Below are 22537 nucleotides of genomic sequence, written 5' to 3'. Positions count from 1 at the left end.
CGATCCATGCGCGAGCGTACGCGAATAAATGTTGATGCCGGCCAGGCCGTGCGCCCGTTCAACCGGTTCTGGCGCGGCACTGGCTTTTCGCCGGCCGAGCTGCTGCTCGAACCCGAAATGCGCCAGATGCTCGCCTATATGGGCGGCCTGCCCAACGAGGGCATCCGATATCTGCGCGTCCATTATCTCTACAATCTGCTGCGCTCGACCGGCGGCGCGGGTTATGACTGGTCCCTGCTCGACCGGGCGCTCGACGTGATGATCGAACACCGCCTGAAGCCGTTCTTCGAGCTGATGGGCAATCCCTCGGGCCTCTTCACCGACTATGAGGACATGGATCAGGTCAGGCGCTGGCGGGATCTGGTGACGGTGATCGGCGGATCGCTACGGCGCGCGCTACGGCATGGACGAATTGCGCACCTGGTACTTCGAAACGACGAACGAGGCCGATTCCGGCTGGTGGACCTATGGGATCAAGGGCTACACCAACTATTACGACGCCTGCGTGGCAGGGCTCGATGCGGTCGATCCCGGCCTGCCGATGGGTGGCCCAGGTACCGCCCGCACGCTCTCGCCGATCTTTCGCGCCCTGATGGCTCATTGCGACAGCGGCACCAGCTGCCTGACCGGCGGCGGCCCGCCGCGCCTCGACTACATCTCGATCCACGAGAAGGGCGTCAACGGCAGCAAGGACGACCTGACCCCGAAAACCCATGCCATTGTCGACCGCACGCTGCTCGTCGTCGATTATCTCAAGGAGCACCATCCGCGCCTTGCCGGCCTGCCGATCATCAATGACGAATGCGACCCGCAGCTCGGCTGGAGCGATCATCACAGCTGGCACGGCAAGACCTATTATGCCGGCATCATTGCCCGCATCATCGAACAGCACGACCGGCGCATCATCGCCCCGAAAGCGGCGAATTTCACCTTCCTCAGCAATGACCACGCTTTTATCGGCGGCTGGAGCCAGCGCACGATCTTTGCCTATTTCGGATCGCGCAATTTCACCAAGGCGCAGTGGGAGCACAAGACCGATCTGGATCGGCTGGTGACTGACATCGACACGGCGCCGCCCTTCGACATCATCAAAAAGCCCGGTCTCACGTCGATGGAGCTGCTGGCGACGCTCGGCGACACTGTCTGCAAGGTAACGGCCGAGCCGCCGCTGGCCCCCGACCAGGATGGATTGGCGATCCTGCCGACGCGGCTGCCGGGCGGGGGTGTTTCGATCAGCCTCATCCACAGCGTCGATGCCATCAACCGTTCGGGCCGGACCGCCGTGCGCCTGGAGGTCGGCGGCCTCGCTCTCGGTCGCCATGCATTGTGCCTGCTGCGCATCGACGAGGAATTCACCAATCCGATGGAAGTGTGGGAGGCCCAGCGCGACGAAAGCAATCCGCGCGGACCCTTCGAGCCGGTGGGCACCCCGCCCGAACCTGACGAAGCGCAGTTTGCCGAACTGCGTCGCGCCCAGGAGCCGGCTTTGCTGCACCCGATCAGTGTCGTCGAATGCGACGAGGGGCGGATCAGCGTCGATCTCGATGTACCCTTGCCGTCGCTGACGCAGGTGCTCGTCGTCCCCGACACCGGCGCGCAGCCTGCCGCACCCACCGGCCTTATCGTCGAACGCTACCGTGGTCTCGGCGGCCGGGAGGAGCGCATGCTGTTCTGGGCGGCCGGCGATAGCAGTCCGGCCATCTTCTACGATGTCCTCACCAGCAGGGATGGTGAGACCTTTGAAAAGGTCAGCCCCGCGCCGCTGATCTCGACGGCATTCCTGCACATGTCGCCGCCGGAAGGCGCGCAATACGCGGTGCGCGCCCGGGATGCATTCGGCCGCCACAGCGAGCTCTGCATTTCCCGTCGGTGAGCAAGGAAATCATGGATATCGCCTATTTCACCAAGACCCTGGAAGGCCTGCCGCTGGAGACAGCGGCAGAGATCACGGCGGGGCTGGGCTTCGACTGCGCCGATCTTCTTATTCGCGAGGGCCACGCCGTTTCGCCGGACAGGCCGGACGAGGTCGTCAAGGCGGTCAAGCTTTTTGCTACGGCCGGCCTGCGCATCCCGATGGCGACCATCGACGCCACGCAGCCTGACGATGCCGCGTCCCGGCTGCTCCATCATTGCGGCGAGGCCAGCATCGGGCAGGTTCGGCTCGGCTTCTGGCGTTATGATCCGTTGCGGCGCTGGCAGGTGCAGCTCGACGAAGCGCGGCGCGACCTCGATGGCTTCGAACGCCTCGCCGACAAATTCGCGATCAAGCTCACCGTCCAGCTTCACGGCGGGACGCTGCACGCCTCGGGTGCGCTGGCAGCGCAACTGCTGGCCGGGCGCGATCCAAGGAGGATCGGCGCCTATCCCGATCCCGCCAACCAGCTCATTCGCGAGGGCAGCGAGGACTGGCGTCTGACGCTGGATCTTCTCGATCCCTGGTTCTGCTGCATGGGTGTCAAGAATTGCGGCTGGTTTCCCGGCGCTTACGGCGCCCGCGGCCAGCGTGCATGGCATTCGGACTGGTACGGGCTCGACGAAGGCATGGTGCCCTGGAACGACATCGTCCCGCATCTCATCACCACCGGATTTGCCGGCGTGCTCTCAATGCATTCGCAATACCGGCTCCCCCGCGACCAGGCGCTAGACAAGGCCCGCGTCGATCTTGCCCATCTCAGGCGCCTCGTCGCCGCAGCGAAAGAGTAGAACCATGAGCAAACAGGCTCCCATCATCGCCGTCCTTTTGACCGAAAAGACCCGCCGTATGATGCTGGACGATGCGGCGACCGCCCGGTTGAACGGCCTCGGCGAGGTGCGCTGGCCGGCCGGCGCCACGATCGACGCTGCCGATGTCGACCAGTTGCTGCAGAATGCCACGGCCTGCCTCACCGGTTGGGGCACGCCGCCCTTCAATCCGGCGGCGCGCCAGCGCCATCCGCGACTTTCTCTGGTGGCCCATTCGGCAGGCAGCATCCGCACGCTCGTTCCGGCGCGCCTGTTCGATGACGGCCTGCGCGTCACCCATGCCGCTTCGAAGATTGCCGCTTCGGTTGCCGAATTCGTCGTCGCCGAAGCGCTGCTTGCCATGCGCGGCATTCACCGGCTGCATCATCGATTGCGCAGAGGCGGTGAATGGCTCGATGTCCGCGCCGCCGTGCCGCAAAGATTGCTCGGCGCCAGAACGGTCGGTATTGTCGGGGCCGGATATGTCGGGCGGGCAGTCATGCGTCTGCTCGTTCCATTCGGCTGCCGCGTGCTGGTCGTCGATCCCTATCTCGACGACGGCGAGGCCGCAGCGCTCGGCGTCGTCAGAACAGGATTGGACGACGCGCTTGCCCAGAGCGATGTGATTTCCCTGCATGCGCCCGTCCTGCCCGAGACGCGTGGGATGATCGGCGCCCGCGAACTGGCGCTGCTGCGCCCCGGCGCGCTGTTCATCAACACGGCGCGGGCCGAGCTGGTCGACGAGGCCGCACTGCTCGCCGAAATCAGGTCCGGCCGCATCGAGGCGGCGCTCGATGTCTTCGACAATGAGCCGCTGCCTCAGGACAGTCCGTTCCGCGACCCTCAGCTGACCAATGTCACGATTTCGCCGCATGCCGCCGGCCACACCGAAGAGGCACATTTCGCCCAAGGGCAGGCCATGGTCGACGAGATCGGCCGGCTGCTGCGCCGTGAACCGCTTCAGCACGAAGTGTCGCGCGCCATGCTCGAGCGGATGGCGTGACCATGGACCGAAGCATCGGAGGTTCCGTGACGGCGCCGCGCATCAGAATTGTCGAGATCGATGCCTTCGAGCGCGATATCAGGCTGCGCCTGCCGTTTCGCTTCGGTGCGGCAACCCTCGAAAAGGCGCCGCAGGCCTTTCTCAGGGTGCGCGTCGAGGATGAGGAAGGGAAAACCGCCATCGGCGCCGCCGCCGAAATGATGGTGCCGAAATGGTTCGACAAAAACCCGGCGCTGACGCCGGCGCAGAATGTCGATCAATTGCGCGGCTCTATCCGCGTAGCCACGGCTGCGTCGCGGGAACCGTCCGCCCCGATAACATTGTTCGCCGCCGCCCGTCTGAACGAGATGGAAACCGCCCGCCGCCTGCCGGGAAATCCGCTGGCCGCCGGTTTCGGTCCTTCGCTTGTCGCCCGCGCAGCACTCGACGCCTATTGCCGCCTTGCCGGCATTTCCTTCTTCGATGCGGTGCGTCGCAATATCATCGGCATCGGCGGCCCGATGCTATCAGGCGATATCGACGCGGATGCAGTGTCGGCTGTGCTGGCCGGCTTTCGTCCCGCCGGTTCCATCTCGGCCCGGCATACGATCGGGCTTCTCGACCCGATCACCGAGAGCGAGATCGTCGATCCCGTCGATGACGGCCTGCCGCAGAGCCTCGAGGCGGTGATCGCGCGCTATGGCAATCACTGGTTCAAGATCAAGCTTTCGGGCGCGGTCGATGCCGATATCGACCGGCTGGCGCGCATCGCCGCCGTGTTGGACCGCTTGCACGATTATCGGGTGACGGTCGACGGCAACGAACAATTCGGCGCCGCCGAACAGCTGAGCGCATTGCTGGCGCGGATCGAGACCGTGCCCCGGCTGGCCAGGTTACGTGCGGCCATTGCCTTTGTCGAACAGCCGTTCTCGCGCGCGATCACCATGGAAACGCCGCTCGGGGATCTGGCAGCGCAATTGCCCTTCCTGATCGATGAGAGCGACGATGGCGACGGCGCCTTCGCCCGCGCCCGGCGGCTTGGTTATACCGGCGTCTCCTCGAAGACCTGCAAGGGCATTTACCGCTCGCTCATGAAGGCGATCCGCATCAGAACCGCGGGCGTGCCGGGGTTGTTTCTCTCCGGCGAGGATCTGACCTGCCAGGCCGGGCTTGCCGTGCAGCAGGACTTGGCGCTGGTTTCGCTGCTCGGCCTCTCCCATGTCGAGCGCAATGGCCATCATTATGTGGCCGGCATGCAGGGCGCGCCGCAGGTGGAGAAGGTGCGTTTTGCCGCTGCCCACCCCGATCTCTACGAGCAGGGGCGGGACGGGCCGCTGCTGTCGATCCGCGACGGCCGGATCGCCATCGCTTCGCTCGGGGCCGTCGGCTACGCGAGCGGCGCTTTACCCGATTTCGGATCGATGAAGCCATTGTCATGATGACGAAAAGCGCGAGCGGTTTCGTTCGATTATCATGAGGTCAGAAAAGCTTTCAAATGTTTATGTTACTCGTCCGGCGCGCTCCAGGATGCGGAGCGCAAGCTTCAGATGCGGCATATCAAGCATGCGCCCGTCAAGTTGAATGGCGCCTGCATCAGGGTTCGCGGCAAAGGCGGCGGTGACCTTCTCCGCCCAGGCGATTTCGAAGGCATCCGGCGTGAAGGCGTGATTGATCGTTTCGACCTGACCCGGATGGATGGCCATCATGCCGGAGAAACCGTCGCGCCGGGCGCGGCCGACATAGGCCCGCAGGCCATTGAGATCGCGAAAATCGGGATAGACGGTATCGATCGCCGGAACGGTCGCTGCATGGGCTGCAAATAGCGTGAGCGAGCGGGCAAGCTCGTAAGGCGGCGTATAGCGGCCATCTGTCCTGCGCGCGGTCGTAGCCCCGATCGCGGCCGGCAGATCCTCAGCGCCCCAGGTCAGGCCGCAGAGCTTGTCCGAGACCTCGCGATAGCTGCCGATCTCGAAGATCGCCGATGGCGTTTCCGTCGCGATCGGCAGGATGGGAATAGTAGCGGCGAGGGCGCTTGCAAGCTTCAGCACGGAAGCAGCGCCCTCGGCCTTCGGCAGCATGAGCGCGAAAGGCTGAAGGCCGCTTAAGGCGGCGAGGTCGTCTTCGAATTCCGGCGAGGCGAGGGGATTGATGCGGATAAGGAGCTTGGTCTCGCCGGCATGGCGCTGCACGAATTCGTGCACGCTGTCGCGGGCCTTTGGTTTATTGGCTGGTGCGACGGAATCTTCCAGATCGAGAATGACGGCATCGGCGCCCGATGCGAGCGCTTTTTCAAAACGTTCCGGTCGATCGCCGGGCACGAAGAGCAGCGAACGCAGCCTCATGATGACTTCCCCTTCAGCATGGCGGTACGCAGGCACTGGCAGACGATCTCGTTACGCTGGTTCAAGGTGATGTGTCGGAAGGTGACGATGCCGGCATCGGGGCGGGAGTTCGAGCGGCGCAGCTCCGTCACTTCGGTTTCTACCCGCAGCGTATCGCCGATGAAGACCGGTTTCGGCATTGTCACCTTGTCATAGCCGAGATTGGCGACAAGCGTGCCGAGCGTGGTGTCACTGACCGAAAGACCGACGGTCAGCGCGAAGGTGAAGGTGCCGTTGACGACGATCCGGCCGAACTCGGTTCCGGCCGCATATTCCGCATCGAGATGCAGCGGCTGCGGATTGTGGGAGAGTGTCGTAAACAGCAGATTGTCGGTCTCGGTGACCGTGCGGCGAATGTCGTGGGCGATCCGGTCGCCAACCGTCCATTCGTCGAAATAGCGGCCGGCCATCACTCCTCTCCCTTCATGACGGTGACGACCAGCTGGTTTTCCGAGACTCTGGTTCCGGGGGAGACCTGCAATTTTCCGACGACGCCGTCGAATGGCGCCCGCAGCGTATGCTCCATCTTCATGGCTTCGACGGTCAGCAGACGGTCCCCTTTGGCGACCGCGTCGCCCTCAATGACGTCAACCGAAATGACGAGGCCCGGCATGGGTGACAGGATGGCGCCGTCGCCCACGCCGTGGTTCGCCTCGACCTCACCCGCATGGGGCAGGCCGATCGACCAGGCATTGCCCGCATCGAAAAGCACCGTCACTTGGTCCATCTCGACGGCATTTGTTTCGAGGTCAGCGCGTGCCCGTCCCCAATGGAGATGACCGTCGATGCGCACACGTACGCGGCTGTCGCTTGGCCCGGCGATGCGGAAGCCGGTCAGCGCAGACCAGGGATCGCCAACCATGCCCTTCGAAAGTGCCGTGGCTGCTTTGTCGATGACGGTTTCATCAGGATCGTTGGCCACGAGGCTTTCGCCATGGCGGTCGAGGAAGCCGGTATCGATCCTTGCGGCGCGAAAATCCGGATGATTGGTGACGCGTGCGAGAAGACCGGCATTGGATCGGACCGGCCAGACCTCGATGCCGGCACAGGCGGCGGCGAGCTTAGACAGGGCGGCCCCGCGGTTCGGTCCATGCGCAATGATCTTGGCGATCATCGGGTCGTAGAAGGCGGTGATCTCGTCTCCCCGCTCGACGCCGCTGTCGACACGAACCGCCTGCGGCATTTCAAGATGGTCGAGCCGGCCGGTCGAGGGCAGGTAGCCGGCGGCGGGGTTTTCGGCATAGAGCCGGGCTTCGAAGGCCCAGCCGTTCATGGTGATCTCGTCCTGGCTTTTCGGCAGCGGCTCGCCGCTCGCGACCTTCAGCTGCCAAAGCACCAGATCTTCGCCTGTTATGGCCTCGGTAACCGGATGCTCGACTTGCAGGCGCGTGTTCATCTCCATGAACCAGATGCGGTCGGCATTGAGGCCCGAGGAGGCGTCGGCGATGAATTCGATCGTGCCGGCGCCGACATAATTCACCGCTCTTGCGGCCTTGACCGCCGCATCGCAGATCGCCGCGCGGGTGGCGGCATCAAGGCCGGGGGCAGGGGCCTCTTCGATGACTTTCTGGTGCCGGCGCTGCAGCGAACAATCGCGTTCGAAGAGATGAACGCAGTTTCCGTGCGTGTCGGCAAAGACCTGCACCTCGATATGGCGCGGATTGGCGATATAGCGCTCGATCAGAACACGGTCGTCGCCGAAAGAGGCGGCTGCCTCGCGGCGGCAGGAGGCGAGACCTTCGGCAAAATCCTGCGGCCGGTCGACGCGCCGCATGCCCTTGCCGCCGCCGCCAGCGACGGCCTTGATCAGCACGGGGTAGCCGACGATATCGGCTTCGGCCGAGAGCCTTGCTTCGCTCTGGTCTGGCCCCAGATAGCCGGGCGTCACCGGTACCCCTGCCGCCTGCATCAATTGTTTGGCGGCATCCTTCAGCCCCATGGCGCGGATGGCAGCCGGCGGCGCGCCGACCCAGCTCATGCCCGCCTTTTCGACCGCTTCGGCAAAATCCGCATTTTCCGACAGGAAACCGTAACCGGGATGGATGGCCGCAGCGCCGCTTTTCCGGGCGGCCTCGAGGATGCGTGCCTCGGAGAGATAACTCTCTCGGGCGGGCGGCGGGCCGATGGCGACTGCCTCGTCCGCTTCTCTCACGAAAGGCAGGCCGGCATCGGCCTCGGAATAGATGGCAATGGTGCGGATGCCGAGTATCTTCGCGGTGCGGATGATGCGGCGGGCGATCTCGCCCCGGTTGGCAATGAGAAGACTTTCCATCATCGCCGCCTCACATCCTGAATAGGCCGAAGCGCGGCCCTTTCGGGATCGGCGCATTTAGGCAGGCGGAAAAGGCGAGGCCGAGCACATCTCGTGTCTGGCGTGGGTCGATGATGCCGTCGTCCCAGAGGCGGGCTGTGGCAAAATAGGGATTGCCCTCGGCCTCGTAGCCCGCACGGATCGGCGCCTTGAACGCCTCTTCCTCGGCGGCCGGCCAATCCTCGCCGCGCGCTTCCATCGCGTCGCGGCGGATGGTGGCAAGCACCGAGGCCGCCTGTTCGCCGCCCATGACGCTGATGCGGCTGTTCGGCCAGGTGAAGAGGAAGCGCGGGCGATAGGCGCGGCCGCACATGCCGTAATTGCCGGCGCCGAAGCTGCCGCCGATGATGACGGTGACTTTCGGCACGGTGGCGGTCGCCACCGCCGTCACCAGCTTCGCCCCATCCTTGGCGATGCCGCCGGCCTCGTAGCGGCCGCCGACCATGAACCCGGAAATATTCTGCAGGAAGAGCAGCGGCACGCGGCGCTGGCAGGCGAGCTCAATGAAATGTGCGCCCTTCAGCGCACTTTCGGAAAAGAGCACGCCGTTATTGGCGATGACGGCGACAGGCATGCCCCAGATGCGGGCGAAGCCGCAGACGAGCGTGGTGCCGTAGAGTGGCTTGAACTCATGCAGTTCCGAGCCGTCGACGATTCGGCCGATCACCTCGCGCACGTCATACGGCGAGCGCACGTCCTCCGGAATGATGCCGTGAAGGTCCTCGAGGTGGAGCTTCGGCGGCCGGGGGGATTGAATGTCTATATCGACCGACTTCACGCTGTTGAGGCTGGCGACGATATCGCGCACCAGAAGCAGCGCATGTTCGTCGTTCTCGGCGACATGATCGACGACGCCGGAGCGGCGGCCATGGGTTTCGGCGCCGCCGAGCTCTTCGGCCGAGATGATTTCGCCGGTCGCGGCTTTGACCAGCGGCGGGCCGGCAAGGAAGATCGTGCCCTGATTGCGCACGATCACCGTTTCGTCGGACATCGCGGGAACATAGGCACCGCCGGCGGTGCAGCTTCCCATGACGCAGGCAATCTGGGCAATGCCTTCGGCCGACATCTGCGCCTGGTTGTAGAAGATCGCGCCGAAATGATCGCGGTCGGGAAAGACCTCGGCCTGATGCGGCAGATTGGCGCCGCCGCTATCGACCAGATAAAGGCAGGGCAGCCGGTTCTGCATGGCGATTTCCTGCGCCCTGAGATGTTTCTTCACCGTCATCGGAAAATAGGCGCCGCCCTTTACCGTCGCGTCATTGGCGACGATCATGACCTCACGGCCGGATACGCGGCCGATGCCCGATATGATGCCGGCGCCCGGCGCCTCGTCGCCATACATTCCGTTGGCCGCCAGCGCGCCGACCTCCAGGAAGGGGCTGCCGGCATCGATCAGCAGCTGAATGCGGTCGCGCGGCAGAAGCTTGCCCTTGGCCGTGTGACGTTCACGTGCCGATTGCGCGCCGCCCTCGCGCGCCTTTGCCGAGCGCTCGTAGAGCTCGTCGATAAGCGCCTTGTTCTTGATGGCATTGGCTTTGAAGGTCTCGCTGTCGCGATCGATCGCGGTCGAAATCTCCGTCATGATGCGATGAGCTCCCGGCCGATCAGGTAGCGGCGGATTTCGTTGGTACCGGCCCCGATATCGTAGAGCTTGGCGTCGCGCAGGAAACGCTCGACCGGCCATTCCTTGGTATAGCCGGCGCCGCCGAGCGCCTGGATCGCCTCCAGCGACACCTTCACGGCATTCTCGCTGGCAAAGAGGATCGCGGCCGCCGCGTCGGTGCGCGTGGCACGGCCAGCGTCGCAGGCGCGGGCGACGGAATAGACATAGGCGCGCGACGAGTTCAGCGCCACATACATATCTGCGATCTTGGCCTGCATCAGCTGGAAATCGCCGATCGGTTTGCCGAACTGCTTGCGATCGCGCACATAAGGCAGCACGACATCGAGGCAGGCCTGCATGATGCCCAGCGGACCGCCGGCAAGCACGGCGCGCTCGTAATCGAGACCGGACATCAGGATCTTCACGCCTTCGCCTTCCCGGCCCATCAGCGCCTCGGCCGGCACCTCGCAATCCTCAAAGACCAACTCGGCCGTATCGCTGCCGCGCATGCCAAGCTTGGAGAGCTTCTTGGAGACGCTGAAGCCGGGCATGCCCTTCTCGATGATGAAAGCGGAAATGCCTTTCGGACCGGCGGCGGGATCGGTCTTGGCATAGACGACGAGGACGTCGGCATGCGGCGCATTGGTGATCCAGAATTTGGTGCCGTTCAGAATGTAGCGGGCGCCCTTGCGCTCGGCCCGTAACCGCATGGACACGACATCGGAGCCGGCGCCGGCTTCGGACATCGCAAGTGAGCCGACATGCTCGCCGGAGATCAACTTCGGCAGATGGCGCTGCTTCTGCTCCGGCGAGGCCCAGCGGCGGACCTGATTGACGCAGAGATTGGAATGAGCGCCGTAACTTAAGCCCACCGAGGCCGAGGCGCGCGACACTTCCTCCATCGCGACGACATGCTCGAGATAGCCGAGACCGGCGCCACCGAATTCCTCCTCGACGGTGATCCCATGCAGGCCGAGTGCCCCCATCTGAGGCCAGAGCTGGCGTGGAAACGTGTTGCTTTCGTCGATCTCCGCTGCCAGCGGAGCAATATGATCGGCGGCAAACCGCGCCGTCGTGTCGCGGATCGCATCCGCGGTTTCGCCAAGCGAAAAATCAAACATGGCACTCCTCCCGCTAAAATATGTAGCGCGGGTTGCGAAAGGTTCAAAGTGCCCTTGATTTTGATGCGGGTAAGGGCCATCCCCTTCGAAAGCCGGGAGGTTTACCATGCGACAGTTCACGACAGGAGACCTCAACAAGCAGGTCGGCGATGTCATCGATGCTGCGAGCCGCGAGCCAGTCGTTCTCACCTGGCATAACAAGCCGCGTTTCGTGCTGATTAGCTATGAGCGCTTCGAGCGGATGCGCAGCGGCATGGACCCGCGTCGTGCCCATCACATCTCGGAGATGCCGGACGAACATTCCGAGTTGTTCGCAGAGGCGATCGATCGGCTGTCGAAGAGCGAAGGCTACGACGACGAGCCATGAGCTTCGCGCTGCCCGATCCTTGCAATGCGTGCCGGCCGAGAATTACGGGGCGGCTGCCCTATTCGTCCGGGAATAGCAATCGTTCATAGTCTACCGCGCCGTGGAGGACATGCAGCACTTCGACCGCGTCGGCAATCCGGTAAAAAATCAGATAGTCGCCGTAGGGGCGCCGGCGGATGCCGGAGTCTTCCCGGCCGGGCAGCAGGGGAAAGGAGCGGGGCCTATGCCCCAGTGATTCGCACCGCTCGTAAAGCTCCCTCACGAAGGTCTCGGCGCGAGCCGGATTGCCGTCCTTGATCCAGCGGCCAGTATGCAGCATGTTTTCCCAAGCCGCATCGGTAATTCTGACCTTCATTTCCCAGCGCTTTGATCCACAAGGCCGAGTTCCTCGCGAAGCCGCTTGAATGCCGCATCCAAGGGCATGGTGCGCCCCGCTTCAGCGTCGGCGATGCCGCGTGCCAGTGCCTCATCCAACGCCTTCAGCTTTTCGGCGCGATCGCGTTGCTGGTTATAGCGCTCGCGTACCAGGTCGCGGATATATTCACTGCTCGATGCGAAGGCGCCGGTGCGCACCTGATCGCGGACGAATTGCTCCAGTTCGCCGGTGAGGCTCACGGTCATCTGTCCGGATGGTTTCATGGCTACGGTCTCCTTTACTTTTCTTATAGCATATAGTGAAAATTAGTGGATATCACTATTCTACACTGGTGCCGGTACGCGAAGCCAATCGGGTCAAGTTGAGCGGTTTGACTTAGCCTCGATTTTCCGCTTCTTCCCGCCGGAAAGCCTCCGGGCTCTTGCCCATCCATTTCCGAAAGGCCCGGAAGAAGGCACTGGGCTCGGAATAGCCGAGTTGTACAGCGATCTCGCCAATGGTCTTCGAGGTGTTCAGCAGCAGTTCGATGGCAAGGTCACGGCGGATATCGTCCTTGATGGCGGCATAGCTTTGTCCCTCGTCGTGCAGGCGGTGGCGGAGTGTAGAGGAGGGCATGCGCATGTCGGCGGCAAGTGCTGCAAAACTCGTCCAGGCATTGGGCGTGGCTTGGTTCAAGCGGCGGCGGACGGCGGCGGCGATGCCGGCGTCGTAACGGTAGCGCACCAGAATATTGGCCGGCGCACCGCGCAGGAACTGTTTCAGAGCCTGTTCGCTGCGGGAGATCGGCAGGTTGAGCATGGCGCTGTCGAAGCCGAGCCGGCTGATGGCCTGGGAGAAGCGTACGGGCGCGCCGAAGAACAGCCGGTAGTCGGCGCCTTGCTTGGGTTCGGCGCAGCGGAAATCGACGAGGCGGATCGGAATGCGCCGCCCGACCAGCCAGCAGATGATGCCGTGCAGGATGATCCAGTAGGTTCGATAGGCGAAGGCCGAACGTGGGCCGCCGGCATCCCTGAGCTCGACTTCGGCGAGGCCATCGCGGATGATGAGCTGCCCCCTGGGATCGTCGAGCACGACATCGAGGAAGCGCAAGGCCCGGCGCAGCGCGTGGCCGAGCGTCGGCGCATGCAGCACGCAATGGCAAAGCAGCGTGAAGCTGCCGCTGCGCATCGGGCGCGCGCCCATGCCGAAGAATTCGTCGTCGAGTTCGCCAGCAATTGCAAGCCACAGCGCGCCATAGGTCTCCGCCGAAACCGACTGGTCGATGACAGCAGGCAGGCCGACGCGGGCGAGGATCGGTGCCGTCGGCTTGCCGAGCCGCCGCAGGCTGTCGAGCGCCTCCTCGACGAAACCCGGCGCGATCATGCGTCGCTCGATCTCGGCCATGCCAATCCTCACTATGGCAAAACTGTCCGAAACTATGGAGCAGTTTTGTCATCGCTTGCAATAGGTAGAGCGAATAGAATCGCTGCTGTCGGTTGCGCCTGGAGGAGGGCGCGTGCTGGCAGGGAGGACTGGATCCATGCTGATCGCAGGAGCAAATTTCATCGTCACCGGCGGCGGCTCCGGTCTCGGCGCCGCAACAGCGCGCATGCTCGTCGAAGCCGGCGGGCGCGTGACGATCGCCGATCTCAATGCGGAAGCAGGTGAAGCGATTGCCCGGGAGTTCGGCAGCGAGGCTCGCTTCGTCAAGGCCGATGTCAGCGATGGCGAGGACGGTGCGGCTGTGGTGGCCGCTGCGGTCGAAGCTTTCGGCGGTTTGCGCGGACTGGTCAATTGCGCCGGTGTCGCGCCGGCCGAAAAGGTGATCGGCCGCGACGGACCGCACCGGCTGGAGAGTTTTGCCCGCACCATCGGCATCAATCTCATCGGCACGTTCAACATGATCCGGCTTGCCGCGGCCGCGATCCGGATCATGGAGCCGGATGCGGAAGGCGAACGCGGCGTCATCGTCAACACGGCTTCGGTTGCCGCTTTCGACGGACAGATCGGTCAGGCGGCCTATGCTGCCTCCAAGGGCGGGGTGGCGGCGATGACCTTGCCGATCGCCCGTGAATTTGCGCGGCACGGCATCCGTGTCGTGTCGATCGCGCCCGGCATATTCGAGACGCCGATGATGGCTGATATGCCGGCGGAAGTGCAGGAAGCGCTCGGCAAGAGCGTGCCCTTTCCGCCGCGACTCGGCCGGCCGGCGGAATTTGCCGGACTGGTGCGCCATATCTTTGAAAACAACATGCTGAACGGCGAGGTCATCCGCCTTGACGGCGCATTGCGGATGGGCGCGCGTTAAGCGTCGCCCGAGGAGGAAAAATGGCATTGCAGGACCCTATCGTCATCGTCGGTGCGGCACGTACGCCGATCGGCAGCTTTCAGGGAGAGCTGAAGGATGCGGCGGCACCCGAGCTTGGCGCAACTGCGATCCGCGCCGCACTTGAGCGCAGCGGCGTCGAGGCCGAAGCGATCGAGGAAGTCGTCTTCGGCTGCGTGCTGCCGGCAGGGCAGGGGCAGGCGCCGGCACGCCAAGCGGCCATCCATGCCGGCCTGCCGTTTTCGACAGGCGCCAGCACCGTCAACAAAATGTGCGGCTCGGGCATGAAGGCTGTCATGATGGCGCATGACCTGATCGCCGCCGGCAGTGCCTCGGTGGCGGTTGCCGGCGGCATGGAAAGCATGACCAACGCGCCCTATCTCCTCGACAGGGCTCGTGGCGGCTACAGGCTTGGCCATGGGCGTGTCGTGGATCACATGTTCCTCGACGGGCTGGAGGATGCTTATGACAAGGGGCGCTTGATGGGCAGCTTCGCGGAGGATTGCGCCGAGGCCTATCAGTTCACGCGTGAGGCGCAGGACAACTATGCGATCGCATCCCTGACGCGGGCGCAGAAGGCGATTGCGGACGGCTGTTTTGAAAGGGAGATCGTGCCGGTCACGGTCAAATCGGGCAAAGCCGAGCAGGTGGCAAGCCGCGACGAACAGCCGGGCAAGGCCAAGCTCGACAAGATTCCGACATTGAAGCCCGCCTTCCGCGAGGGCGGCACGGTGACGGCGGCCAATTCCAGCTCGATCTCCGATGGCGCGGCAGCCCTGGTGCTGATGCACCGCTCGCAGGCGGAACTGCGCGGGCTCAAGCCGCTTGCCACGATCCTCGGTCATGCCACGCATTCGCAGGCGCCCAATCTTTTCGCCACCGCGCCGATCGGCGCGCTGCAGAAGCTCTCCGATCGCACCGGCCTGGCGCTTTCGGAGGTCGACCTGTTCGAAATCAACGAGGCATTCGCCGTCGTCGCAATGGCGGCGATGCGCGACCTCGACCTGCCGCATGAGAGGGTCAACGTGCATGGTGGCGCCTGCGCGCTCGGCCATCCGATCGGCGCGTCCGGCGCCCGGATTCTGGTGACGCTGCTTGCAGCGCTGCAGCGCTACGACCTGAAACGAGGCATGGCGGCGCTCTGCATTGGCGGCGGCGAGGCGACGGCTGTCGCCATCGAGCGGCACTAGCGGGAAGAGGAGGAGCCATATGATCCTTTCCGAACTCCAGCAGCAGATATCAGATGTCGCCCGCGACTTTGCCCGCGACCGGCTGGCCCCGGGAGCGGCCAAACGCGACCGCGAGCATCTTTTCCCGCGCGACGAATTGAAGGAGATGGGCGAACTCGGGCTGCTCGGCATGCTGGTGCCGGAGGCCTATGGCGGCTCGGATACCGGCGTGGTTGCCTATGCCGCGGCACTGGAGGAGATTGCCGCCGGCGACGGGCCTTGTTCGACGATCATGAGCGTGCACTCCTCCGTCGGCTGCGTGCCGATCCTGAAATTCGGCACCGAGGAGCAGCGCCAGCGCTTTCTGCCGAAACTGGCAAGCGGCGAATGGATCGGCGGTTTTGCGCTGACCGAGCCGCAGGCGGGTTCGGATGCCTCCAACCTGAAGACCCGGGCGCGGCTTGACGGCGACCACTATGTGATCGACGGCTCCAAGCAGTTCATCACGTCGGGAAAGAACGGCAATGTCATCATCGTCTTTGCCGTCACCGATCCGGATGCCGGCAAGAAGGGCATCACTGCCTTTATCGTGCCAACGGAGACGCCGGGCTACGAGGTTATCCGCGTGGAGGAAAAGCTCGGTCTGCATTCCACCGATACCTGCCAGATCGCCTTCAACGCCATGCGCATTCCTGTCGATTTGAGGCTCGGTGCGGAAGGCGAAGGCTATCGCATCGCGCTTGCCAATCTCGAGGGCGGGCGGATCGGTATTGCCGCGCAGGCCGTCGGTATGGCGCGCGCGGCCTTCGAGGCGGCGCGTGATTATGCCAAGGAACGTACGGCCTTCGGCAAGCCGATTTTCGAGCATCAGGCCGTCGCCTTCCGCCTTGCCGATATGGCGGTTCGGATCGAGGCGGCGCGTCAGCTGGTCTTTCATGCCGCCGCCTTGAGAGAGGCGGAGCTGCCCTGCCTTTCGGAAGCCTCGATGGCAAAACTCTTTGCCTCGGAGATGGCCGAGCGCGTCTGTTCCGACGCGATCCAGATCCATGGCGGCTACGGCTATATGGCCGATTATCCGGTCGAGCGCATCTATCGCGATGTGCGCATCTGCCAGATCTATGAGGGAACGAGCGACGTGCAGCGCATGGTGATCGCCCGCAATCTATAAGAACCATACCGGCCTGCTTCCGGGGAGGGACGCATGGCCGGCAAAGGGAGGAAAGAAGAAATATGGTGGATTCCGCTCGTTTGAGCCTGCACGTCCCCGAACCTGCCGTCCGCCCCGGCGGCCAGCCCGACTTTTCCAACGTCAAGATCGCCAAAGCCGGTTCCGTGCCGCGTCCCGAGGTCGATGTCGCCTCGGAAGAAATCCGCGAGCTTGCCTATTCGATCATCCGCGTCTTGAACCGTGATGGCGAGGCGGTCGGTCCATGGGCGGGGTCGCTCTCCGATGAGGAATTGCTGACCGGGCTTCGCAACATGATGAAGCTGCGCGCCTTCGACGCCCGCATGTTGATGGCGCAGCGTCAGGGCAAGACTTCCTTCTACATGCAGCATCTCGGCGAAGAGGCCGTCAGCTGTGCCTTCCGCAAGGCGCTCAACAAGGGAGACATGAATTTCCCGACCTATCGCCAGGCGGGGCTGCTGATCGCCGACGACTACCCGATGGTCGAGATGATGAACCAGATCTATTCGAACGAGAGCGATCCTCTGCACGGCCGGCAGCTGCCGATCATGTATTCCTCCAAGGAACACGGCTTCTTCACCATCTCCGGAAATCTCGCCACCCAATATGTGCAGGCGGTGGGCTGGGCGATGGCCTCGGCGATCAAGAATGACAGCCGCATTGCCGCTGCCTGGATTGGCGATGGATCGACGGCGGAATCGGATTTCCATTCGGCGCTCGTTTTCGCCTCGACCTACAAGGCGCCTGTGATCCTCAACATCGTCAACAATCAATGGGCAATCTCCACTTTCCAGGGCATTGCCCGCGGAGGCTCCGGCACCTTTGCCGCTCGCGGCCTCGGCTTCGGCATTCCGGCGCTCAGGGTCGACGGAAACGATTACCTCGCCGTCCATGCCGTCTCCCGCTGGGCGGCGGAGCGGGCTAGGCGCAATCTCGGCCCGACGCTGATCGAACATGTGACCTACCGTGTCGGCGCCCATTCCACCTCGGATGATCCGAGCGCCTATCGGCCGAAGACGGAATCCGAAGCCTGGCCGCTCGGCGACCCCGTGCTGCGCCTGAAGAAACATCTGATCGTCAAGGGCGTCTGGTCGGAGGAGCGCCACGTCCAGGCGGAAGCCGAAATCATGGACGAGGTGATCGAGGCGCAGCGCCAGGCGGAGGCGCACGGCACGCTGCATGCCGGCGGCCGTCCTTCGGTGCGCGACATTTTCGAGGGCGTCTATGCCGAGATGCCGGCGCATATCCGCCGGCAGCGGCAGAAGGCGGGGTACTGACATGGCCAGGATGACGATGATCGAGGCCGTGCGCAGCGCCATGGATGTCTCGATGGCGAAGGACGACAATGTCGTGGTCTTCGGCGAGGATGTCGGCTATTTCGGCGGCGTCTTCCGCTGCACCCAGGGGCTGCAGGCAAAATACGGTAGGACGCGCTGCTTCGACACGCCGATCAGCGAATCCGGCATCGTCGGCACGGCAATCGGCATGGCCGCCTACGGGCTGAAGCCCTGCGTCGAAATCCAGTTCGCCGATTACATGTATCCGGCCTATGACCAGCTGACGCAGGAGGCCGCACGCATCCGCTACCGCTCCAACGGTGATTTCACCTGCCCGATCGTCGTGCGTATGCCGACCGGCGGCGGCATCTTCGGCGGCCAGACGCACAGCCAGAGCCCGGAAGCGCTGTTCACTCATGTCTGCGGCCTGAAGGTGATCGTTCCTTCCAATCCCTACGACGCTAAAGGCCTGCTCATCGCGGCGATCGAGGATCCGGATCCGGTCATGTTCCTGGAGCCGAAGCGGCTTTATAACGGCCCCTTTGACGGTCATCACGAGCGGCCGGTCACACCCTGGTCGAAACATGATCTCGGTGAGGTTCCCGACGGCCATTACACCATCCCGATCGGCAAGGCCGAGATCCGGCGCGCCGGGTCGGCGGTAACTGTGATTGCTTATGGCACGATGGTGCATGTGGCGCTTGCCGCGGCCGAAGATGCCGGCATCGATGCCGAGGTGATCGATCTCAGAAGCCTGCTGCCGCTCGACCTCGATACGATCGTCAAATCTGTCACCAAGACCGGGCGCTGCGTCGTCGTCCATGAGGCGACCCTGACGTCGGGTTTCGGCGCCGAGGTCGTGTCTCTGGTGCAGGAACATTGCTTCTATCATCTCGAAGCGCCGGTTGTGCGCGTCGCCGGCTGGGACACGCCCTATCCGCATGCGCAGGAGTGGGACTATTTTCCCGGTCCCGGCCGTGTCGGGCGGGCGCTTGCCGAAGTCATGGAGGCCTGAGCCGTGGGCGAATTCATCATCAAGATGCCGGATGTCGGGGAAGGGGTCGCCGAGGCCGAGCTCGTGGAATGGCACGTGAAGACAGGCGATCCGGTGCGCGAGGATATGGTGATTGCCGCCGTCATGACCGACAAGGCGACGGTGGAAATTCCCTCACCCGTCAATGGCACCGTCATCTGGCTTGCCGGCGAGATCGGAGACCGTATCGCGGTCAAGGCGCCGCTGGTGCGGATCGAAACGGCAGGGGAATCCGACGAGGCTCAGCACATACGGATCTCGCAGGCGCCGGTCGCCGAAACGCCTAAGGCCGAGATTGCCAAGCCCGTCCCGGCGGCGACAACTCCTGCACCTGCACCTGCACCTGCACCTGCACCTGCACCTGCACCTGTGCCTGCTCCCGCGCCTGTGCCGGTCGAAAAGCCGATCGCCGCGCCCTCCGTGCGGCTGCTCGCCAGGGAAAGCGGCGTCGATCTCAGACAGGTGCAGGGAAGCGGACCGGCCGGTCGGATCCTGCGCGAAGATGTGGAGCAGTTTCTGTCTCAGGGAACAGCTCCCGCGGCGACCCGGAACGGATTTGCCAGGAAGACGGCGACTGAAGAAATCAAGCTGACCGGCCTGCGCCGCCGCATTGCCGAGAAGATGGTGCTGTCCACCTCGCGCATTCCCCACATCACCTATGTGGAGGAAGTGGATATGACGGCGCTCGAGGAGTTGCGCGCCACCATGAATGGTGACCGCCGGCCGGATCATTCGAAGCTGACGGTTCTGCCCTTCCTGATGCGGGCGCTGGTCAAGGCGATTTCCGAGCAGCCCAACGTCAACGCCACCTTCGACGACGATGCCGGCATCATCACACGCCACAGTGCCGTGCATATCGGCATCGCCACGCAGACGCCCGCCGGTCTGACGGTGCCGGTGGTGCGGCATGCGGAAGCCCGCGGCATTTGGGATTGCGCGGCGGAGATGGTCCGGCTGGCCGAAGCGGCGCGCTCTGGGACCGCGACGCGTGAAGAGCTTTCAGGCTCCACCATCACCATCAGTTCGCTGGGCGCGCTCGGCGGCATCGTCTCGACGCCTGTTATCAACCATCCCGAGGTGGCGATCATCGGCGTCAACAAGATTGCCACGAGTCCGGTCTGGGACGGCGCGCAATTCGTGCCGCGCAAGATGATGAACCTCTCCTCCAGCTTCGATCACCGCATCATCGACGGCTGGGATGCGGCGACCTTTGTGCAGCGCGTCCGTACGCTCCTCGAAACGCCGGCGCTCATTTTCATCGAAGGCTGATCCATGAAAGAGATTGTCTGCAAGCTCCTCGTCATCGGCGCCGGCCCGGGCGGTTATGTCTGCGCCATCCGCGCCGGGCAGCTTGGCATCGATACCGTCATCGTCGAGGCCGGCAAGCCGGGCGGCACCTGCCTGACGGTCGGCTGCATTCCCTCAAAGGCGCTGATCCATGCGGCCGAGGAATTCGCCGCCACGCAAAAGATGCTCTCCGGCAAGAATCCAATGGGTATCCGCGTTGAAGGCGCCTCGATTGATCTTGGCAGGACGATCGCCTGGAAGGACGGCATCGTCGGCCGGCTTACGGGCGGCGTTTCCGGGCTGTTGCAGAAGGCGCGGGTCAAGATCGTTCATGGCCGCGCTCACTTTCGCGACGGCAAGACGGTGGAGGTCGAGACGGAAACCGGCCAGCAGATCATCCGCGCCGAGACCGTGGTGATCGCCACCGGCTCCGATCCGGTTGAGCTTGCCAACCTGCCATTCGGGGGTCGAGTCATTTCCTCGACCGAGGCGCTGTCGCTGACCGAGCTGCCGAAGAAGCTGGTCGTGGTCGGCGGCGGTTACATTGGGCTGGAGCTCGGAATGGCCTTCTCCAAGATGGGATCTGATGTGACGGTGGTCGAGGCGACGGCGCAGGTGCTGCCGCTCTATGATGCCGAACTCGTGCGTCCCGTCATGCGCAAGCTCACTGAAAGCGGCATCCGTGTGCTGACCGGCGCAAAGGCGACGGGCCTTGCCGACAATGGTGAGGCATTGCTCGTCGAAACCTCCGATGGCCGGCGAGAGAGCCTGCCGGCGGACCGCATTCTCGTCACCGTCGGTCGCCGCCCGAGAACGGCGGGTTCGGGTCTTGAGGAACTCGATCTCGATCGCGCGGGCCCTTATCTCAGGATCGATGATCGCTGCCGCACCTCGATGCGCGGCATCTATGCGATCGGCGACGTGACCGGCGAACCGATGCTCGCCCATCGGGCCATGGCACAAGGGGAGATGGTGGCGGAGATCATCGCCGGCAAGAAGCGTGCGTGGGACAAGCGCTGCATCCCCGCCATCTGCTTTACCGATCCGGAGATCGTCAGCGCCGGCCTCTCCCCGGCGGAGGCGCAGGCGCAAGGTTATGAAATCCGCACCGGCCAGTTTCCCTATAGCGCCAATGGGCGCGCGATGACGATGCTGTCGGAAGAGGGCTTCGTACGCGTCGTCGCTCGTGCCGACACCAACCTCGTGCTCGGCCTGCAGGCGGTGGGGGCAGGCGTTTCCGAACTGTCGGCGGCTTTTGCCCTGGCGATCGAAATGGGCGCGCGGCTGGAAGATATTGGCGGCACGATCCACGCCCATCCGACCCGCAGCGAAGCGGTCATGGAAGCGGCGCTGAAAGCGCTGGGAAGCGCATTGCATATCTGAGCCGATCTGGCCAAGAGCGTGGCGGCGCTCAACGGAGCGCTAACTGTGTGGCTCGCGACCTCGGCCGTACCAGAGCCGCCGAATCGCCGCTACCTGCTGTTGCGCTCCAGCATCGTCAGATGCTCGGAGCACACCGTTTCGACCAGCCCAAGCAAAGAAGCAGTCTGCTCTGAGAGCCAACCAAGAGCCTCCTCACTGATCTCGAAGTGCTTGGAGTAGCGCGCTTTCACATAAGCCTCGTTCAGCGTGTTGAACCACGCGCGTTCTCGATGCTGATCGCGCGGGAATGCCTCCGCGAGACGCCGGTCCTGTTCCTCTGCAAGCGAGCGCAGGAATTTGATGTTGTGGGAAGGTGGGCCGTAGTTCGTCAGCGTCAGGAGTACGCACGAATAAGCCTGTTCTAGAGACTGATGGAACGCGAATGCGGCGCGTTTTCGCTGTTGCTTCGTGCGAGCGTAATCCGCCCACTCAGCAAATTCCTTTGCGGCAACGGATCTGTCTTCAAAGTGCTCCTTCGCAACCCGCAGGCGATCCGCTGGTGAGAGCGGCCGCGGCTCCGCAAGAGGTTCGTCGTCGAGTTCGTAGAGAACAATGCCTTCCTTGCGGATGTCGGAGAAGAAGTACTGTCCCTCCTTGAGGTAGGAGTTTACCTCGCGCCTGGAGTGGACGATGAAGCTCACCGGCGTCTCGATCGACTTTTCATGGATCAGTCGGTCGGCGGCCTTGTGCCAGTACTCAGCGAACTCGCAGAGCTTGCGGTTATTGACGATGATCAGGAGATCGAAATCGGAGCGATATCCCTTCATCGTGAAGGGCTCATCGACCCATCCACCCTTGGCGTAGGAGCCGAACAGGATGATCTTCAAAATGCGTCCGCGCTTCTTGAACTCCGCAGTGCCGTCCTTCAGCGCATCCTCGAACTCCTCATGGAGGATTTCCAGAACGCTGACAATCTCGCGCTGCTTGCGAAGCGGAATGTGATCGAGAGACGACTTCATGGCACCATCGATAGGGGAAAGTTTCTGCAGCGTCCAC

At 63.6% G+C, this 22537-nt stretch carries 20 protein-coding genes and 1 pseudogene; 12 read left to right on the top strand and 9 right to left on the bottom strand.

From position 1 onward, the window contains the following. Positions 1 to 6: 6 nt before the first annotated feature. From EFR00_RS00575 to EFR00_RS00560, 4 genes and pseudogenes are all read left to right on the top strand, one after another. Positions 7 to 1873: pseudogene (locus tag EFR00_RS00575) on the top strand (GH39 family glycosyl hydrolase). Positions 1874 to 1884: 11 nt separating this feature from the next. Then, positions 1885 to 2703 (top strand): sugar phosphate isomerase/epimerase family protein, encoded by an 819-nt coding sequence (locus EFR00_RS00570; RefSeq protein ID WP_077994505.1) that lies wholly within the window; start codon positions 1885 to 1887, stop codon positions 2701 to 2703. Positions 2704 to 2707: 4 nt separating this feature from the next. Continuing rightward, positions 2708 to 3724, top strand: a complete 1017-nt coding sequence (locus EFR00_RS00565) for a hydroxyacid dehydrogenase (protein WP_077994507.1) — start codon at positions 2708 to 2710, stop codon at positions 3722 to 3724. Beyond that, the gene (locus EFR00_RS00560; protein WP_077994509.1) at positions 3721 to 5142 is read left to right on the top strand and encodes an enolase-like domain-containing protein; all 1422 of its coding nucleotides are present in this window, start codon (positions 3721 to 3723) and stop codon (positions 5140 to 5142) included. The genes EFR00_RS00565 and EFR00_RS00560 overlap by 4 nt, the downstream gene beginning before the upstream one ends. A gap of 60 nt (positions 5143 to 5202) precedes the next feature. Here the strand turns inward: EFR00_RS00560 and EFR00_RS00555 are convergent, their stop codons facing one another. The 5 genes from EFR00_RS00555 to EFR00_RS00535 are packed head-to-tail and all read right to left on the bottom strand — an operon-like array spanning position 5203 to position 11119. Further along, positions 5203 to 6045, bottom strand: a complete 843-nt coding sequence (locus tag EFR00_RS00555; protein WP_040112632.1) for an HpcH/HpaI aldolase/citrate lyase family protein — start codon at positions 6043 to 6045, stop codon at positions 5203 to 5205. After that, positions 6042 to 6494 (bottom strand): MaoC family dehydratase, encoded by a 453-nt coding sequence (locus EFR00_RS00550; RefSeq protein ID WP_009994412.1) that lies wholly within the window; start codon positions 6492 to 6494, stop codon positions 6042 to 6044. Before EFR00_RS00550 ends, EFR00_RS00555 begins: the two co-directional genes overlap by 4 nt. Beyond that, entirely contained in the window at positions 6494 to 8359 is a 1866-nt protein-coding gene (locus tag EFR00_RS00545; RefSeq protein ID WP_077994511.1) for an acetyl/propionyl/methylcrotonyl-CoA carboxylase subunit alpha, read from the bottom strand. The genes EFR00_RS00550 and EFR00_RS00545 overlap by 1 nt, the downstream gene beginning before the upstream one ends. A gap of 7 nt (positions 8360 to 8366) precedes the next feature. Continuing rightward, positions 8367 to 9977 carry a carboxyl transferase domain-containing protein gene (locus EFR00_RS00540; RefSeq protein ID WP_077994513.1) on the bottom strand — a complete coding sequence of 537 codons (1611 nt, stop codon included), beginning with the start codon at positions 9975 to 9977 and terminating at the stop codon, positions 8367 to 8369. Continuing rightward, positions 9974 to 11119, bottom strand: a complete 1146-nt coding sequence (locus EFR00_RS00535) for an isovaleryl-CoA dehydrogenase (RefSeq protein ID WP_077994514.1) — start codon at positions 11117 to 11119, stop codon at positions 9974 to 9976. The genes EFR00_RS00540 and EFR00_RS00535 overlap by 4 nt, the downstream gene beginning before the upstream one ends. 106 nt (positions 11120 to 11225) lie before the next feature. On the opposite strand from EFR00_RS00535, the gene EFR00_RS00530 reads away from it, so the two are divergent. Then, a complete protein-coding gene (locus EFR00_RS00530) occupies positions 11226 to 11486 on the top strand; it encodes a type II toxin-antitoxin system prevent-host-death family antitoxin (RefSeq protein ID WP_077994515.1) in 261 nt (86 codons plus the stop codon). A 58-nt stretch (positions 11487 to 11544) separates the two neighbouring features. Here the strand turns inward: EFR00_RS00530 and EFR00_RS00525 are convergent, their stop codons facing one another. The 3 genes from EFR00_RS00525 to EFR00_RS00515 all read right to left on the bottom strand — a co-directional run bounded on the left by EFR00_RS00525 (position 11545) and on the right by EFR00_RS00515 (position 13245). Then, entirely contained in the window at positions 11545 to 11841 is a 297-nt protein-coding gene (locus tag EFR00_RS00525; protein ID WP_077994516.1) for a type II toxin-antitoxin system RelE/ParE family toxin, read from the bottom strand. Next, a complete protein-coding gene (locus EFR00_RS00520; RefSeq protein ID WP_040112636.1) occupies positions 11838 to 12125 on the bottom strand; it encodes a type II toxin-antitoxin system ParD family antitoxin in 288 nt (95 codons plus the stop codon). Before EFR00_RS00520 ends, EFR00_RS00525 begins: the two co-directional genes overlap by 4 nt. Positions 12126 to 12237: 112 nt before the next feature. Beyond that, positions 12238 to 13245, bottom strand: coding sequence for an AraC family transcriptional regulator (locus EFR00_RS00515; RefSeq protein WP_077994517.1), 1008 nt, complete (start codon positions 13243 to 13245; stop codon positions 12238 to 12240). 136 nt (positions 13246 to 13381) lie between these two features. Here EFR00_RS00515 and EFR00_RS00510 point away from each other — a divergent pair, with 136 nt between their 5' ends. The 7 genes from EFR00_RS00510 to lpdA all read left to right on the top strand — a co-directional run bounded on the left by EFR00_RS00510 (position 13382) and on the right by lpdA (position 21502). Continuing rightward, the gene (locus tag EFR00_RS00510) at positions 13382 to 14149 is read left to right on the top strand and encodes a 3-hydroxyacyl-CoA dehydrogenase (RefSeq protein ID WP_077994520.1); all 768 of its coding nucleotides are present in this window, start codon (positions 13382 to 13384) and stop codon (positions 14147 to 14149) included. 20 nt (positions 14150 to 14169) lie between these two features. After that, positions 14170 to 15357: an acetyl-CoA C-acyltransferase gene (locus EFR00_RS00505; protein ID WP_077994522.1), complete on the top strand. Its 1188-nt coding sequence runs from the start codon at positions 14170 to 14172 to the stop codon at positions 15355 to 15357. A gap of 19 nt (positions 15358 to 15376) precedes the next feature. After that, positions 15377 to 16504, top strand: a complete 1128-nt coding sequence (locus EFR00_RS00500; RefSeq protein ID WP_077994524.1) for an acyl-CoA dehydrogenase family protein — start codon at positions 15377 to 15379, stop codon at positions 16502 to 16504. A 62-nt stretch (positions 16505 to 16566) separates the two neighbouring features. Beyond that, positions 16567 to 17799: a 3-methyl-2-oxobutanoate dehydrogenase (2-methylpropanoyl-transferring) subunit alpha gene (locus EFR00_RS00495; RefSeq protein WP_077994526.1), complete on the top strand. Its 1233-nt coding sequence runs from the start codon at positions 16567 to 16569 to the stop codon at positions 17797 to 17799. Position 17800: 1 nt separating this feature from the next. Continuing rightward, positions 17801 to 18814 (top strand): alpha-ketoacid dehydrogenase subunit beta, encoded by a 1014-nt coding sequence (locus tag EFR00_RS00490; RefSeq protein WP_040142596.1) that lies wholly within the window; start codon positions 17801 to 17803, stop codon positions 18812 to 18814. Positions 18815 to 18817: 3 nt separating this feature from the next. Continuing rightward, positions 18818 to 20101 carry a dihydrolipoamide acetyltransferase family protein gene (locus EFR00_RS00485; RefSeq protein ID WP_077994531.1) on the top strand — a complete coding sequence of 428 codons (1284 nt, stop codon included), beginning with the start codon at positions 18818 to 18820 and terminating at the stop codon, positions 20099 to 20101. A 3-nt stretch (positions 20102 to 20104) separates the two neighbouring features. After that, a complete protein-coding gene (gene lpdA, locus EFR00_RS00480; RefSeq protein ID WP_077994534.1) occupies positions 20105 to 21502 on the top strand; it encodes a dihydrolipoyl dehydrogenase in 1398 nt (465 codons plus the stop codon). 89 nt (positions 21503 to 21591) lie between these two features. Here the strand turns inward: lpdA and EFR00_RS00475 are convergent, their stop codons facing one another. Next, on the bottom strand, positions 21592 to 22500 hold the full coding sequence (locus EFR00_RS00475) for a nucleotidyltransferase and HEPN domain-containing protein (RefSeq protein WP_077994537.1): 909 nt from the start codon (positions 22498 to 22500) through the stop codon (positions 21592 to 21594). Positions 22501 to 22537 lie beyond the last annotated feature (37 nt).

Source organism: Rhizobium sophoriradicis, from assembly GCF_003939025.1.
GTDB lineage: Bacteria > Pseudomonadota > Alphaproteobacteria > Rhizobiales > Rhizobiaceae > Rhizobium > Rhizobium sophoriradicis.
The sequence above is the reverse complement of the archived record's forward strand: the minus strand, read 5'-3'. Positions and strand labels throughout refer to the sequence as shown.

Coding starts and splice junctions, on each gene's coding strand:
- EFR00_RS00570 (WP_077994505.1), top strand. CDS start 1,885: ATGGATATCGCCTATTTCACCAAGACCCTGGAAGGCCTGCCGCTGGAG.
- EFR00_RS00565 (WP_077994507.1), top strand. CDS start 2,708: ATGAGCAAACAGGCTCCCATCATCGCCGTCCTTTTGACCGAAAAGACC.
- EFR00_RS00555 (WP_040112632.1), bottom strand. CDS start 6,045: ATGAGGCTGCGTTCGCTGCTCTTCGTGCCCGGCGATCGACCGGAACGT.
- EFR00_RS00550 (WP_009994412.1), bottom strand. CDS start 6,494: ATGGCCGGCCGCTATTTCGACGAATGGACGGTTGGCGACCGGATCGCC.
- EFR00_RS00545 (WP_077994511.1), bottom strand. CDS start 8,359: ATGATGGAAAGTCTTCTCATTGCCAACCGGGGCGAGATCGCCCGCCGC.
- EFR00_RS00540 (WP_077994513.1), bottom strand. CDS start 9,977: ATGACGGAGATTTCGACCGCGATCGATCGCGACAGCGAGACCTTCAAA.
- EFR00_RS00535 (WP_077994514.1), bottom strand. CDS start 11,119: ATGTTTGATTTTTCGCTTGGCGAAACCGCGGATGCGATCCGCGACACG.
- EFR00_RS00530 (WP_077994515.1), top strand. CDS start 11,226: ATGCGACAGTTCACGACAGGAGACCTCAACAAGCAGGTCGGCGATGTC.
- EFR00_RS00525 (WP_077994516.1), bottom strand. CDS start 11,841: ATGAAGGTCAGAATTACCGATGCGGCTTGGGAAAACATGCTGCATACT.
- EFR00_RS00520 (WP_040112636.1), bottom strand. CDS start 12,125: ATGAAACCATCCGGACAGATGACCGTGAGCCTCACCGGCGAACTGGAG.
- EFR00_RS00515 (WP_077994517.1), bottom strand. CDS start 13,245: ATGGCCGAGATCGAGCGACGCATGATCGCGCCGGGTTTCGTCGAGGAG.
- EFR00_RS00510 (WP_077994520.1), top strand. CDS start 13,382: ATGCTGATCGCAGGAGCAAATTTCATCGTCACCGGCGGCGGCTCCGGT.
- EFR00_RS00505 (WP_077994522.1), top strand. CDS start 14,170: ATGGCATTGCAGGACCCTATCGTCATCGTCGGTGCGGCACGTACGCCG.
- EFR00_RS00500 (WP_077994524.1), top strand. CDS start 15,377: ATGATCCTTTCCGAACTCCAGCAGCAGATATCAGATGTCGCCCGCGAC.
- EFR00_RS00495 (WP_077994526.1), top strand. CDS start 16,567: ATGGTGGATTCCGCTCGTTTGAGCCTGCACGTCCCCGAACCTGCCGTC.
- EFR00_RS00490 (WP_040142596.1), top strand. CDS start 17,801: ATGGCCAGGATGACGATGATCGAGGCCGTGCGCAGCGCCATGGATGTC.
- lpdA (WP_077994534.1), top strand. CDS start 20,105: ATGAAAGAGATTGTCTGCAAGCTCCTCGTCATCGGCGCCGGCCCGGGC.
- EFR00_RS00475 (WP_077994537.1), bottom strand. CDS start 22,500: ATGAAGTCGTCTCTCGATCACATTCCGCTTCGCAAGCAGCGCGAGATT.